Source organism: Pseudarthrobacter sp. NPDC092419, from assembly GCF_044755045.1.
Taxonomy (GTDB): Bacteria; Actinomycetota; Actinomycetes; order Actinomycetales; family Micrococcaceae; genus Arthrobacter.
The window spans coordinates 542287-556812 of sequence record NZ_JBIVQF010000001.1 but is presented as its reverse complement, the minus strand read 5'-3'; the positions used below and the strand labels follow the sequence as shown (position 1 = coordinate 556812).

Genomic DNA, 14526 nt, shown 5'->3' with positions numbered 1-14526 from the left:
AGCCATGCGAACCACAACGGATCACTCCATCCAAAAGAGGTCCTCAGGACGCGGAGGCCCGGCCCCGGAAGGCTCGGGAACGGACAGCAGGCGGGACGGGGCAGCCGGCCGCGGCCCGGGCGGGGTTGCCGCCAGTGTGCTCCGCCGCGTGCCGGGGCCGCTCATCGGCCTCGTCGCCGTGATGGTCGCGCTGTCCATCATGTCGCCGTACTTCCTCACGTGGCGCAACCTCTCCAACGTGATCACGCAAAACGCGGACATCGGCATCATGGCCGTTGGTGCAGCCCTGGTCATCCTCATCGGCGGCATCGACCTGTCCGTGGGGTCCACGCTGGCCCTGTCGCTCATGACCAGCGCCTGGCTGTACCGTTCCGCCGGCCTGCCGTTCGAGCTGTGCGTCATCCTCGGTCTTGCCGTCGGCGCCGCGGTGGGCTTCATCAACGGCGTGCTCTCGACCTACGGCCGCATCCAGCCCTTCGTGGCCACCCTGGCCACGATGTCCGCAGCTGCCGGCCTGGCGCTCTACCTCACCAACGGCAACCCGATCAACGGCTTCCCGGAGTGGTACCTGGCCATCACCAGCAACGACATCCTGGGTCTCCCGCTTGAGGGCCTCCTCATGGTGGCCACGTTCCTCATCGCGGCGTACTGGCTCCGCTTCCGTCCTTCCGGCCGCGCCCTCTATGCCATCGGCGGGAACGCCGAAGTGGCGCGCCTCTCCGGGCTCAACGTCACACGCATTAAGATCGGCGTGTACGTGGTGGCAGGCTTCCTCGCAGCCCTCGCCGGGGTCATTGTCGGCTCCCGGCTCGACTCTGCCCAGCCCACGGCCGGTACAGCCGACCTCCTGAACGTCATTGCCGTCGTCGTGATCGGCGGCGCAAGCCTCTCCGGCGGCTCCGGCGGCATGCTGAACACCTTCATCGGACTCCTCATTATCGGCGTCCTGAACAACGGCATGTCATTGCTGAACGTTTCCCCGAACCTGCAGCCGGTGGTCATCGGCGTCGCGATCATCATCGCCGTCCTGACCGACCGGGCCAGCCGCTCCCGACACGGCGCCTGACGGCGCGTCCCTGTTCCGAGAGGACATCATGACCACCGACACCTATGTCGTAGAGCCCATAGAGGAACTGCTCGCCGAGGCCGACCCCGACCGGACCCTCGCCCCCTGCGGACTCCGGCAGCTCATCATCGGCCCCGGCGCCGTCGCGGCCGTGGCCGACGAGGTCACCCGGCTCCTTCCGGCACAGCCGGAAGGCCAGCGGCCCCGGGTCTCGCTCCTGGTGGACCGTACCCGGATCGTACGCTCCGGGGAGGACGTCAAAGACCTCATCCAGGCCCAGCTCGCGGCCAGGTTCGCCGTGGTCCGGACCGTGCTCGACGACGGGCACGCCGAACTGCATGTCGTGGACAGCGTGCTGGACGAGGCTGCCGGCGTGGTCCTTGGCGCGGATGCCGTGGTCGCCGTCGGCGGCGGAACCATCAGCGACATCGCAAAGGTGGCCGTCCAGCGCGCCGGGGCTGCCGGAACCACGCCGGTCCTGGTGTCAGTACAGACGGCGGCCTCCGTGGACGGTTACACCGACGACGTCTCCGTCGTCCTGCGGGACGGTGTGAAGCGCACCATCCCCTCATGCTGGCCCGACGCCGTCATCTCCGACACAGACGTCATCGCAGAGGCGCCCGAAGCCATGAACCGTGCCGGGTTCGGTGAAATGACGTCCATGCTGGTTGCCCCGGCGGACTGGAAGCTCGCCTCCCTGGTCGGCACCGACCCGACCTACAAGCCCAGCGCCGTCCGCCTGCTCGGCATGGTGGGCAAGGACCTGGAAAGCTGGAGCGCCGGCGTCCGGGAGGCGGAGCCGGAATCCGTTGGCGCCCTCGCCCGCGCGCTGGCCCTGCGCGGCATCGTCACCGGCGTCGCCGGGACCACCGCGGTCCTTTCCGGCGTCGAACACCTGATCAGCCACATGCTCGACCAGTACCACGGCGCCCACGACGAGCCCATCGGTTTCCACGGCGCCCAGGTGGGGGCCGGTTCCGTCATCGCCGCCAGCGCCTGGGACATGCTGTTCGAGAGGCTCGCCGCGGCGCCCGGCACCCGCCCAGACGTGGCAGCGCTGGACCACGGACCCGCCAGGCGCAAGGTCCTCACCGCCTTCGAGCGCGTCGATCCGACCTTGCGCGTGGCCGAAGAATGCTGGCGCGACTACTCCGCCAAACTGGACACCGTCGGGCGCGGGCTCCCGCGCGTCGGCGCGCTGCTGGAGGGCTGGGCGGACGTCCAGGACGAACTCCGCGGACTCGTCCGGCCCGCAGACTCCCTCGCCGGGGCGCTCGCGGGCGCCGGCGCCGCCGTCACGCTGTCCGGCCTCGAGCCCTCGGTGGACGCCGAACTGGGCCGCTGGGCGGTGGAGAACTGCGCCCTGATGCGCAACCGCTTCACGGTGGTGGACATGCTGACGCTCCTCGGCTGGTGGGAAGACGCCGACGTGGACGAGGTGCTCGAGCGCGCCGCCCGCGCCGCCGCCGCTGCCGAAGCGGGAAGGAACTGAACCCATGCAGCCTGACTATGTGATCGGCGTCGACTGTTCCACCACGGCCGCGAAGGCCGTGGTGTGGAACGCCCGCGGTGAAGCGCTCTCGCAGGCGCGCTGCGCCTTCGGCCTCAGCCAGCCCCGGCCCGGCTGGGGCGAGCAGAACGCGGAGGACTGGTGGACTGCCTCGGCTGAAGCGATCCGGCGGGCAGCCCAGACGGTGGACACCTCCCGCATCGGCGCCCTCAGCATCACCCATCAGCGGGAAAGCTTTGTCTGCCTGGACGACGACGGCATTCCGCTCCGGCCGGCAATGCTGTGGCTCGACACCCGTGCCACCGCGGAGGTGGCTGCCTTCGGCACCGACGAGGTGCACCGCCTCACCGGTAAGCCTGCCAACCCCACGCCGGCCTGGTACAAGCTGCACTGGCTCGCGGCCAATGAACCGGACACCATGGCACGCATCGGCAAGGTAGTGGATGTCCACGGGTTCCTGGTCCAGCGCCTCACCGGCGCCTGGCTCACCTCGTGGGCTTCCGCGGATCCGCTGGGTCTGGTGGACATGTCCACCTTCGATTACGACGACGGCCTGGTCGCCGCGGTGGGGCTCCACCGCGGTCAGCTCAGCGGGCTCCGGCCACCCGGCAGCGTCCTTGGCAATTTGACGGACGACGCCGCCGCGCGCCTGGGCCTGCCGTCGGGAGTCGCCGTCGTGGCCGGCGCCGGGGACGGGCAGTGCGCGCAGCTGGGTGCCGGCGCCACCACGGGCGGCCGGGCCTACCTCAACCTGGGCAGCGGGATCGTCTCGGGGACCTTCTCGGACCACTATTCCCATGCGCGGGAGTACAGGACACTCTCCGCCGCGGTCCCGGGAGCCTATACCCTTGAGACCTTCATCGGCGGCGGGACCATCAACCTGGGCTGGTTCGTCGAGAAGTTTTCCGGGCTCGACGCCCAGGGACTCGGCCTGGGGCTGAGCCCCGAGCAGATACTGGAAACCGCGGCGGCAGCGTTGCCCCCGGGTTCGGAAGGCCTGCTGGCGCTGCCGTACTGGACAGGTGCCCTCACCCCATACTGGGACCACAATGCGCGCGGTGCCCTGGTGGGCCTGGCGGGCATTCACGGCAAGGCGCACGTGTACCGGGCGCTGCTTGAGGGCCTCGCGTTCGAACAGCGGCTCCTGACGACGGGCGCGGAAAAGGCGCTCGCAGAGCCGGTGGCCGAGGTGGTTGCCCTGGGCGGCGGATCCCGCAGCCCCGTATGGTGCCAGATCATCGCCGACGTGATGCAGCGCAGCGTGTCCGTGGTGCGCGACCCGGAGAGCACCTGCCTCGGCGCGGGAATGCTGGCCGCGGCCGCCGTCGGCATCCACGATTCCGTGGACACTGCCGCGAAGGCCATGAGCGGAACCGGGCTGTCCTACGAGCCCCGGCCCGCCGCCGCCGCAGCCTATGAGCGGCTTTATGACGTCTACCGCGATATCTATCCGGCCAACCGGGCGGTATTCGCCAAACTTGCGGAGGCAACCCGATGACGGCGCCGACCACCCTGACCGCCAGGCCCGTGCGGGCTTACGCAGGCTACCTTTTCGACCTGGACGGCACCATCTACCTCGGCGACGAGCTGCTGCCGGGTGCCGCGGAGCTGGTGCACGGCCTTCGGGATGCCGGACGGGAAACACTGTTTCTGTCCAACAACCCCACGAAGAACCCGCAGATGTACGCGGACAAACTGACCCGGCTGGGCCTGCCCACTCCCGTCAACCGCATTGTGAACCCGCTGGTCACCATCGTTGCGTGGCTGCGGAAGGAGGCTCCGGGGGCGGGAGTTTTCGTCATCGGCGAAGAGCCGCTCCAGGATGCCATCCGCTCGTCCGGCTTCCGGCTCACAGAAGATCCCCGGGAGATCGACGTGGTGGTGGCGAGCTATGACCGGCGCTTCGATTACCGCAAGCTCCAGATTGCCTTTGACGCGCTGTGGCAGCACCGTCGGGCACGCCTGGTGGCGACGAACCCAGACGCCTACTGCCCCATGCCGATGGGCCGCGGAGAGCCTGATGCGGCCGCCGTCATCGCCGCCATCGAGGCGTGCACCGGGGTGAAATGCGAGGCGAACGTCGGGAAACCGGCCGGGGTTATGCTGCAGACCGCCCTGGACGTCCTGGGGCTGCCCGGGCAGGACTGCGTCATGGTGGGGGACCGGCTGCAGACCGACATCGCCATGGCGGTGGACGCCGGCATCGATTCGGCACTGGTCCTCACGGGGGAGGCCACGGTGGAGATGGCGGGCCTGCTGCCTCCCGAGCGGCAGCCGACCCTCGTGCTGCCGCGCATCGACGCCCTTTTGGAGCCCTTCAAGAGCTCCTAGGGGAATCCCCGCTAAGTAGGGGCAGCTTGAACGACCAAAGCTATTGCCAGTTCGGCTACCCACCAATAGAATTAGAATTCATAGCTTGAATATTTACTCAGAGAGGAACCGTGATGGGTCTTTCATCGCAGGAATTGCTGGAGATGCAGCGGCGCATGTTGCGTATCCGCCGGTTTGACGAGCGGGCATCCAAGATGGTCAAGCGCGGCCAGATCCCTGGCACCGTGCACACCAGCATCGGGCAGGAAGCACAGGTGGTCGGTGCGTGTATGGCACTCGGCGACGGGGACTACATGTCCGGCAACCACCGCAGCCACGGCCACCCGATCGGAAAGGGCTCCCCGCTGGGACCGCTCATGGCCGAGCTGGTGGGCAAGGCCACGGGCGTGTGCCAGGGCAAGGGCGGGTCGCTGCACCTGGCCGATTTCGCCGTCGGAAGCCTCGGAGAGTCCGGCATTGTCGGATCCTCGATTCCCATCGCCACCGGCGCTGCACTCTCCAGCAAGGTGCTGGGCAACGGCAAGGTTTCCTTGGCGTTCTTCGGCGACGGCGCCGCGAACCAGGGCTGCCTGTATGAGGCCATGAACATCTCCGGCGTATGGGACCTGCCCGTGGTGTTCCTCTGCGAGAACAACCAGTATGCGCTGTCCACCCCCGCCCACACGGTGACCTCCGGCGTGATCGCGGATCGCGCCGCCGGCTTCGGTATGCCGGGCGTCCGGGTGGAGGACGGCCAGGACGTGCTCGCGGTATTCGAAGCGGTCACGGCCGCCGTCGACCGTGCCCGCCGGGGCGAGGGCCCCTCCCTGGTGGAAGTGGTCACCTACCGGTTCAACGAGCACTCCGAAGGCCTGCGCCTGGGCACCGACTACCGCAACGCCGAAGAAAAGGCCGCGTGGGTCGAACGCGACCCCATCGTCCTGTTCCGCCAGTACCTCGAGCGCGAAGGGATCGCCACGGCCGAGGAACTCGACGCCCTGGAAGCGGAAGTCCTGGCCGAGGTGGACGAAGCCGTCCGCTTCACGGACGAGAGCCCCTACCCGGACCCCAGCGTCGCCTTCAAAGACCTCTACACCGAGCCGATCGGAGCAATCGCATGACTGTCATGAGCTACCTTGGCGCCATCGGCGCAGCCCAGCGCGAGGCCATGGAGGCCGACGACCGGGTCGTCATTATTGGCGAGGACGTCGAAGCCAACGTTTACGGCACCACCGGCGCCGGCAAGTCGCGCAAGGACAAGGGCGACTTCCTGGAGATGTTCGGGGCCAACCGCATCCGCAACACCCCGATTTCCGAGGAAGTCATCGTCGGGGCCGCGATCGGCGCCGCAATGACCGGGCTGCGTCCCATCGTCGACCTCTCGTACTCGAGCTTCCTCTACATGGCGATGGACCAGTTCGTGAACCAGGCCGCCAAGAACCGGTACATGTTCGGCGGCCAGGCGTCCATCCCGGTGGTGTTCCGTTCGGCCATGTTCTATGGCCTGAACACCGGCGCCCACCACTCGGACCGGCCCTACCCGATGTTCATGAACGTTCCCGGGCTGAAGATCATCGTTCCGTCCAACCCGTATGACGCCAAGGGCCTGCTGCGCACCGCCGTGGATTCAGACGATCCGGTCCTGACCTTTGAGGCCTGCATGCTCTGGGGCAGCAAGGGCGAGGTGCCGGAAGAGGAATACAAGATCCCGTTCGGCCAGGCCAACGTGGCCCGCACCGGTGACGATGTGACCGTCGTCGCGATTTCCAGCGCCGTTCCGGAAGCCCTCGCAGCAGCCGAAACGCTGGCGGGGGAAGGCGTTTCGGTCGAGGTCATCGACCCGCGCACCCTTGTCCCGTTCGACTCCGAAGCAGTGATCCGGTCCGTGCAGCGCACCGGCCGGCTGGTCATCGCCGACCCGGCACACCGCACCTGCTCCGCCGCGGCCGAAATTTCCGCCATCGTGGCCGAGGAAGCGTTCGAGTCCCTTCGGGCCCCGATCATGCGCGTCACTACGCCCGATACCCAGATCCCGTTCAGCCCCGCCCTCGAGAAGCAGCTCTACCCGAACCGGACCAAGATCGAGGACGCCGTCCGCCGGGTCACGGGACTCATGGCGAACACCCTGAACAACGAACTCACATCGCCCGCACCGCGCATGTGACACCCCCTAAAAGAACACCAAAGCAAGGAGAAAAAGAACATGGCACGAGTTGAGGTCCTGCTGCCCCAGTGGGGAATGGGCATGAGCGAAGGCACCATCACCACCTGGCTCAAGAGCGTCGGCGACACCGTCACCGAGGACGAGCCGCTGGCCGAAGTCGAGGCTGAGAAGGTCGAGGAGACCCTGGAGTCCCCGGCCACCGGCACCCTGGCCGAAATCGTCGTCCCCGAAGGTGAAACGGTGGACGTCCGCACCCTGATCGCCTACATCGAGACCGCCTGACGGTCCAGGGCAAGGAAGAGGAACGGTTATGCCACAGGTCGATCCACGCCAGATCATCAAAGAAGCGTCCGAGGGCGCGTACGCAGTCGGTGCATTCAACATGCACAACGAGGAGACCACGGAGGCGCTCGTCAGGGCCGCCGAACGTGCCAAGTCCCCGGTCTTCCTCCAGGTGGGCCGGGCGATTGTGCCGCACATGGGCATCAAGAAGGCCTACGAGATGACGCGCCGCATCGCTGAGGAGTCCGACGCGGAATACGTGATCCACCTGGACCACGGGCCGTGGGAGGAAGTCTTCGAGGCCATCAAGCTTGGCTTCACGTCCATCATGTATGACGGCGCGCATCTTCCGTTCGAGGAGAACATCCGCACCACCCGCAAGGTGGTGGAGGTGGCCCACTCCTTCGGCATTCCCGTAGAGGCCGAGCTGGGGAAGATTCCCGACGCCGACCAGCAGGTCGACTGGCAGTCCTACTACACGAACGTCGCCGAGGCGGAGCGTTTCGTTGCGGAGACCGGGGTCGACTTCCTCGCCATTTCGGTGGGAATCGTGCACGGTGTTCCGCTGGCGACCGCGCAGCCCCTGGACATCCAGCGGGTCAAGGAGATCGAGGCGGCCGTAGGCATTCCGCTGGTCCTCCACGGCGCCTCAGGCGTCCCGGATGACGAGATCCGCGCCGCCATGGCTGCCGGTGTGCACAAGTTCAATGCGGACACGGACCTGCGCCTGGCGTTCCGTTCGGGCATTGAGGCTGTCTGGTCGCAGGGGGACCGGCAGCTTGAGGACGCGATGGCGGAGGGCCGGGAGCGCATGATCCAGGCGACCATCGAGAAGATGGAGCTGTACGGCTGCGCCGGAAAGGCCCGGGGCCTGGCCCAGGTCGGACGGTGACAACTGTCGAGGAAGAGGGCAGGACTGTCGTCCCGCTTAAGGGAATCAGGCGCACTGCCGCGCGGCGCATGGTTGCCGCGTGGGAGGCGCCTGCCTTCCACCTTGCCGTTGAGGCGGACATGGGCGCTGCGCTCCTGGTCAAGGAGCGCAGCCCCGGCGCCACGGTCACCGATGCCATCCTCGCTGCCTGCGCGGCGGCACTGCGTGAGCATCCTGCGCTGAACGCGCACTACGCCGACGAGACGGTCACTCAATTCGAGCGCGTCAATGTCGGCATGGCCGTCGACACTCCGGCCGGTCTGGTGGTTCCCGTGATCAAGGATGCTGCGTCACTCGACGTCGCGGGCCTGGCCGCTGCGCGCCGGGATATCGTCCAGCGCGCCCGTGACGGCAAGCTCACCATGGACGACGTTACGGACGGTACGTTTACCGTCTCCAACCTGGGCATGATGGGGATCGACGGCTTCGATGCCATCCTCAATGTGCCCCAGGTTGCCATCCTTGCCGTCGGCGCTACGCGCCAGCAGTTCGTCCACACCGACGACGGCAACGGCGCCTGGCGGCCGCGGGCGAGGCTCACCCTCACCTGCGACCACCGCGCCATCGACGGCGCCACCGGCGCCCGGTTCCTGGCCGCCGTACGGGAGAACCTGGAGTCGAGCTGACCTGCACCACCTGCGGCGAGGGAGGCCCGGACAACCGAAAGGTTGCCCGGGCCTCCCTCTTGTGTGTGCGGCTGGACCAAACGGCGTCGGAGCCGGGACGCCAGCAAGCGGGACCACACAGCAAGACAGGACGGCGGCGGAAGGGGGGCCGGCACGGGTGATCCGGCTCTTCCACCCCGGGACGCTCTCTCACCTAATGCGGGTTTTGGGCCAACGCTCTCTCACCTAAGGCGGGTTCTGAGCCAACGCTCTCTCACTTCCCCCGCGGCGGTCCGTTGTCTTGATGCGCCTTGCGGTCAGGGGTTCCTGGCAAAGATCTCCACAAAGCTCAAGGGCCTGACCCCGGTTCAATACCGGGGTCAGGCCCTTGCAGCCACGCGCCGTGCGCGCTTACCTTCTACGCTTACTTCAGCCGGGAGACGACCTCTTTGACGAGGGGCCATACCCGGGTCACCGAGGTGTGGTTGACGGTTTCCTTGGGGGAGTGCAGATCGTGCAGCTCGGTGCCGATGGAGATGATGTCCAGGCCGGGAATCTTCTCGCTGAACATGCCAAGTTCCAGGCTGCACTGGGAGACGTGGACGTCGGCGTCGTGGCCCATGACGTCGCTGAACGCTTCCCGCGCCGTCTTCAGCAGCGGTGAATCGGGCCGGTACGGGAATTCGGCCGCGTCCAGCCCGTATTCCTCCACCCGGACGCCTCCGCCCGCCAGGGCGGCAAGGGCGCGGACGCGGTCCAGGATCTCGTGCTTGCGTGAGGTTACTGCCGCTGTGATCGTGGACATCAGCCGGGCGCCGTCGGGAGTGGTCCGCACGGTACCGAGGTTGTTCGAGCTTTCCACGATGCCAGGAACGGTCAGGCTCCAGCTGAGGACACCGTTGGGTACGAGCGCCGTCAGGCGGGCGAAGCGCGCCGCAGCCGCAGAGGAAAAGACCCGCTCCGGCGATTCCGCCGGCTCCAGCTCGAGGCGCAGGTCCGGGTCTGCCAACCTGTATTCGTTCTGCAGCGCTGCCTCAAGCTCGGAGATGACGGAGCGCACGCCCTCGGCATCTTCGGGGCGCACCAGCAGGATGGCCTGTGCATCCATGGGGATGGCGTTGTTCTGGGCGCCGCCGTGCGGATCCGAGATCTTCACGTCGTACTGCGAGAGCAGGGCGTTGAGCGCGCGGGCCAGGACCAGGACGGCGTTGGCGCGCTCGAGGTGGATGTCGAATTCGCAGTGCCCGCCGGACAGGCCCCGGACCTTGAGCAGCACGGCCTCCGGGTGCGTGGCCGGGGCCGGCTCCCACTCGGCCGGGATGTCCACTGTGAACGTGATGTCACCGCTGCAGCCGGCGAGGATTTCTTTGTCGGTGATCCAGTTGAAGTCGATCATCCGCTTGCCGGTCAGCCTAGACGTGTCGAAACTGGCGGCTCCCACCTTTCCCTTTTCCTCCATCGCGGTCAGGACGGCCTCGAGGGGAGGGTGCGGAATGTCCTTGGAATCGAGGAGGGCCAGGATGTAGGAGACACCGATGCCGTTGTCGGCGCCCAGTGAGGTGCCGTTGGCGGTGACGAAATCACCGTCGATGAGGAGCTCGATCGGGTCCTGCTCGAAGTCGTGTACCACGCCGTCCTCCTTCTCGCACACCATGTCCAGGTGGCCGTGGAGGATGAGCGGCGGAGCGTCTTCCAGTCCGTGCTGGCCCGACTTCTTGACCAGGACGCAGTGCAGGTCGTCTTGGGTGGCTTCCAGCCCGCGGTCCCGGGCGAAGTTGACCACCCAGTCGGCGACCTCCTTTTCGTTGCCGGAGCCGCGGGGGATGCCGGCGAGGGTTTCGAAGAATGAGAACACCTCTTGCGGCTGGAGGGATTTCAGGACTGACATGGGGTGCCTTTCGGAAAGGGTAGGGACGTCCCCGCGGCGTTGCGGCGGACGGAGTTGTTTTAGAGGCTGTTGGTCAGTGTTATTTGACCACTTCGTTGTGGCCCCGGCCCATGGTAAGCGCCACCGCGGCGATAATGACCAGGCCATAGACCAGGCTTTGCGCCTGGGGGGTTACGCCCACGGCGGCCGCGCCGATCGGCACGAGCGCCACGGTCAGGGCGCCGAAGACGATGTTGATCGGGTTGGTGATGCCGCCGGTGATAGCGGTTCCGCCGACGATGGCGGCGGCGATGCCCGGCAGCAGGAGGTCGCTTCCGAGGCCGAAGGACGACGCCGCGCCGGCCTGTGCAATCACGAGGACCCCGGCGACGCCGGCCAGCAGGCCGGAGAGGGCGAAGGCCACTACCTTGAACCAGCGGGTCCGCAAGCCCGAGAACAGGGCGCCCGTTTCATTGAGGCCCACGGCGGTCATGCCTTCGCCGGCCCGGGTGAAGCGGAGGAACGCCCAGAGCCCTACTGCCAAGACCACGCCCACCCAGAATGCCATGGGCAGGCCGGCAAGGGCTGTGCCGAACAGGGGAGCGAGCAGCTGGCCGTTCGCGGTGGCGTAGACGGTGGTCGCGTTGCTGATCACCAGCGAAGCTGCCTGCAGGATGCCGAGCGTGCCGAGCGTGAGCGCGAAGGAGGGGATCTGGCCAAACGCCACCAGGAAGCCGTTGGCGGCTCCGATGAGGGTGACGACGGCGAGCGTGACTACCGGGGCAAGCGCACCCAGGGGGCCAAGAGTCTGGGCGAGGACGATCGCTGCGAAGATCACGATCGCTGCGTTGGACAGGTCGATCGAGCCGACGTGGAGCACCATGGCCTGCCCCAGCGCCACCAGGAGGATCGTTGCCGCCTGGACGGCGAGGATCGCCATGCCGCCGCCGGTGAGGAACGCCGGCCGGAGGACGGCGACGAGGGCGAAGAGGGCGAGGAACACCGCGAACGGGCCAAAAGTGAACCACAGGTTCCGTGGCCTGCGCCGCGCGGGCGCCGCCTTGCCGTCGGCGGTGGCCGGCAGTGCGGCCGGCTGCTCGAGGAGAGCTTTCTTTGACATGGGAGTCACACCATCTTTTCCAGCAGGTCGAGTGAAGTGGGGCTGTCGACGGAGAGGTCGAAGCGCGCGGTGATTTCGCCGTCGCGCATCACGATGATCTCGTCCGCCATCTCGAGGGCTTCCTCGAGGGTGTCCGGCAGCAGGATGACCGCTGCGCCGTCGTCCTGGGCGGCGCGGATCTGGTCGTTCACCGTCTGCGAGGCTCCCGGATCGAGGCCGCGCAGCGGGTGGTCAAGGATCAGGACGCTCAGTTCCTCGGCGCGAAGCCACTTGGCCATGACCACTTTTTGCTGGTTGCCGCCGGAGAAGCGTCCCAGCGGCAGGCGCGGGTCTCGGGGGCGGACGTCGAGTTTCTCGAACCATTCCTCCGCGGCCTGCATCCGCGCCTTGCGGCGCAGGAGGGGGCCCTTGGCGGCCTCGCGCGGGTGCACCAGGGCGAGGTTCTCGGCAGCGCTCAGGCCGCCCACCATGCCTTCAACCTTGCGCTCGGAGGGAATGTAGGCGAGTCCGTTCCGGACTGCGCGGCGCATCGACCAGTTCTGCACGGGCCGGCCGCCAACTTCGAGGGTGCCGGCGTCGAAGGCCTCTGCTCCGAAGAGGGCGCGGCAGACGGATTCGCGTCCGGAGCCCATGGCACCGACGATCGCAAGGGACCGTCCGGCGGGGACGGCGAAGGAGACGTCCTTGAACTGCCCCGTCCGGCCCAGGCCCTTGGCTTCGACCGCTGCCACGGCGCCCGCGGCGCTGCCGCCCTTGCGGACCCGTGCGCGTGATTCCTGGCCGATCATGAGGCGGAAGAGTTCGTCCTCGGTGACGTCCTCGCGCCGTACATCCGCCACCACTTCGCCGTGGCGCATCACCACGACGCGGTCGCAGATCCGCAGCACTTCGTCCAGCCGGTGGGAGACGAACAGCACGGAGCCGATTTCGCGCAGTGACCGGATCTCGCGTTCGAGGATCGCGGTTTCGTTGCGCTCCAGCACGGAGGTGGGCTCGTCCAGAATTACCAGGGGGGCCGCGTGGATGGCCTCGTCCACTCGCAGGGCGCGGGCAATTTCGACCATCTGGCGGTCCACGAACGACAGGTCGCTGACCTGGGTGCGCGGGTCGATGGTGGACCCGACGCGGGCGAGGATGGTGGCTGCCTCCTGGTTCAGCCGCTTCCAGCGGTAGAACCCGTAGCGGGTGGCGGCATCCTTGGAGGAGAGGGCGTTCATCGCGATGTTCTCCGCGACAGACAGGTTGGACAGCAGCGACTGCTCCTGGTGCACCACGCCGATGCCTGCGGCCACCGCGTCCTGCGGCCGGCGGAACTTCACGGGACGGCCGTCGGTTTCTATGGTTCCCGAATCCGGCTGGTAGAGGCCGGTCAGGATCTTCAGGAGCGTGGACTTGCCGGCGCCGTTTTCGCCGATTAGTCCGACCACTTCGTGGCGCGGCACCTCGAGCGAGACATTCTTGACCGCGTGGGTCGAACCGAAGGATTTCGAGATGTTGGTCAGCCGAAGTGCCGGGGTTTCAACTCCGGTTCGGGGGGCCAGGGAAGCGTTGGTCATTTTACGATCCTCAGTCTGCTGCGGTGCGGCCAGGTGGCCACGAGGACGGCCGCGATCAGGACGGTTCCGGAGACCGCGGATTGGATGTTCGGGCTGACCCCGCTGAGGATGAGCCCGTTGTTGAGGACGGTCAGCATGAGTACGCCGATCGCGGTGCGGAGGATGCCTCCCTTGCCGCCTCCAAGGGAGGTGCCGCCGATCACCACGGCCGCGATGGTCAGGAAGAGCGTTCCCACGCCCACCGTCGCCGAGCCGGCGCCGAGCTTGAGGGCTGCCAGCACCCCGGCGGCCGCGCTGCAGGCGCCGGCCACAACGAACACGTAGAGCTTGTACCTGAGCACGGGGATGCCGTTGCCCTTGGAGATTTCCTCGCTGTCGCCGATGGCGTAGGCAAAGCGGCCCAGCCTGGTGAAGCGGGCCACGAACATGCCTGCCAGGACGAACGCCGCTGCGAGGAGGAAGGAGTTCGGCAGGCCGAAGGTGAGCGTGGACGGCCAGCCCTTGATGCCGCCGTCGGGAAGGAAGGGGATGGATTCGTCACCGAAGAGCACCGTGGCGATTCCGAGGCCCACGAACCAGACGCCCAGCGTGACGATGAACGAGGGCACCTTGAGGCGGGTGTGCACCAGGCCGCTCAGGAGCCCGAGGCCCACGCCCACAGCCAGTGCGGCGACAATGGCCCACGGGCCAAAGTCTGCGCTGCCGCGGCTGTTGGCCGTCATGAGGACGAAGGTCATGCCGGCGGCCCCCATGACGCCCTCTACCGAGAGGTCGATCGAACCGGTCAGGATGACCAGGGTGGCGCCGACGCCGATGATCAGCGGAAGGGACGCGTGGTCCAGGATGGTCCGCAGGTTCTCCGGCGTCAGGAACGTCCCGGGGTTGAGCGCCGCGAAAACGGCGATCAGCCCCACGAGTGCAAGCACTTCGCCGAGGTTCTTTGCATTGAACCGGCGACCCTGCCTGTGGGGTGGCTGTGCTGGGGCGGGTGCCGCCTCGAGGAGGCCGGTCCCGGTGTCCTTGTCTGTCATTACTTTCACCTGTCGTGGTTGCTGCCGAGGGGCGGCTCCGGGTGCGCGTGCGCATTATCCGGAGCCGCCCAGCGTCTGTGATCC

Annotated in this window: 13 protein-coding genes; 9 read left to right on the top strand and 4 right to left on the bottom strand. The window is 67.5% G+C overall.

The features are described 5' to 3' along the window. Positions 1-4: 4 nt before the first annotated feature. The 9 genes from ACIQC0_RS02475 to ACIQC0_RS02435 all read left to right on the top strand — a co-directional run bounded on the left by ACIQC0_RS02475 (position 5) and on the right by ACIQC0_RS02435 (position 8889). Entirely contained in the window at positions 5-1066 is a 1062-nt protein-coding gene (locus ACIQC0_RS02475) for an ABC transporter permease (protein WP_377215103.1), read from the top strand. A 28-nt stretch (positions 1067-1094) separates the two neighbouring features. Continuing rightward, positions 1095-2558, top strand: a complete 1464-nt coding sequence (locus ACIQC0_RS02470; protein ID WP_377215104.1) for an iron-containing alcohol dehydrogenase — start codon at positions 1095-1097, stop codon at positions 2556-2558. Positions 2559-2562: 4 nt separating this feature from the next. Then, the gene (locus ACIQC0_RS02465; RefSeq protein WP_377215105.1) at positions 2563-4074 is read left to right on the top strand and encodes an FGGY-family carbohydrate kinase; all 1512 of its coding nucleotides are present in this window, start codon (positions 2563-2565) and stop codon (positions 4072-4074) included. Next, positions 4071-4907: an HAD-IIA family hydrolase gene (locus tag ACIQC0_RS02460; protein ID WP_377215106.1), complete on the top strand. Its 837-nt coding sequence runs from the start codon at positions 4071-4073 to the stop codon at positions 4905-4907. The genes ACIQC0_RS02465 and ACIQC0_RS02460 overlap by 4 nt, the downstream gene beginning before the upstream one ends. A gap of 113 nt (positions 4908-5020) precedes the next feature. Further along, a complete protein-coding gene (locus tag ACIQC0_RS02455; RefSeq protein WP_377215107.1) occupies positions 5021-6007 on the top strand; it encodes a thiamine pyrophosphate-dependent dehydrogenase E1 component subunit alpha in 987 nt (328 codons plus the stop codon). Further along, positions 6004-7050: an alpha-ketoacid dehydrogenase subunit beta gene (locus ACIQC0_RS02450; RefSeq protein WP_377215108.1), complete on the top strand. Its 1047-nt coding sequence runs from the start codon at positions 6004-6006 to the stop codon at positions 7048-7050. The genes ACIQC0_RS02455 and ACIQC0_RS02450 overlap by 4 nt, the downstream gene beginning before the upstream one ends. A gap of 39 nt (positions 7051-7089) precedes the next feature. Next, the gene (locus ACIQC0_RS02445; RefSeq protein WP_377215109.1) at positions 7090-7332 is read left to right on the top strand and encodes a biotin/lipoyl-containing protein; all 243 of its coding nucleotides are present in this window, start codon (positions 7090-7092) and stop codon (positions 7330-7332) included. Positions 7333-7360: 28 nt separating this feature from the next. Beyond that, the gene (locus tag ACIQC0_RS02440; RefSeq protein WP_377215110.1) at positions 7361-8224 is read left to right on the top strand and encodes a ketose-bisphosphate aldolase; all 864 of its coding nucleotides are present in this window, start codon (positions 7361-7363) and stop codon (positions 8222-8224) included. Next, positions 8221-8889 (top strand): 2-oxo acid dehydrogenase subunit E2, encoded by a 669-nt coding sequence (locus ACIQC0_RS02435; RefSeq protein WP_377215111.1) that lies wholly within the window; start codon positions 8221-8223, stop codon positions 8887-8889. Before ACIQC0_RS02440 ends, ACIQC0_RS02435 begins: the two co-directional genes overlap by 4 nt. A gap of 403 nt (positions 8890-9292) precedes the next feature. Here the strand turns inward: ACIQC0_RS02435 and pepD are convergent, their stop codons facing one another. The 4 genes from pepD to ACIQC0_RS02415 form a co-directional block, all read right to left on the bottom strand. Beyond that, positions 9293-10756, bottom strand: a complete 1464-nt coding sequence (gene pepD / locus ACIQC0_RS02430; protein WP_400532428.1) for a beta-Ala-His dipeptidase — start codon at positions 10754-10756, stop codon at positions 9293-9295. Positions 10757-10835: 79 nt separating this feature from the next. Beyond that, the gene (locus tag ACIQC0_RS02425) at positions 10836-11855 is read right to left on the bottom strand and encodes an ABC transporter permease (protein ID WP_377215113.1); all 1020 of its coding nucleotides are present in this window, start codon (positions 11853-11855) and stop codon (positions 10836-10838) included. Between the two features lie 5 nt (positions 11856-11860). Continuing rightward, positions 11861-13411: a sugar ABC transporter ATP-binding protein gene (locus ACIQC0_RS02420; RefSeq protein WP_400532426.1), complete on the bottom strand. Its 1551-nt coding sequence runs from the start codon at positions 13409-13411 to the stop codon at positions 11861-11863. Further along, positions 13408-14442, bottom strand: a complete 1035-nt coding sequence (locus ACIQC0_RS02415; protein ID WP_377215115.1) for an ABC transporter permease — start codon at positions 14440-14442, stop codon at positions 13408-13410. The genes ACIQC0_RS02420 and ACIQC0_RS02415 overlap by 4 nt, the downstream gene beginning before the upstream one ends. Positions 14443-14526 lie beyond the last annotated feature (84 nt).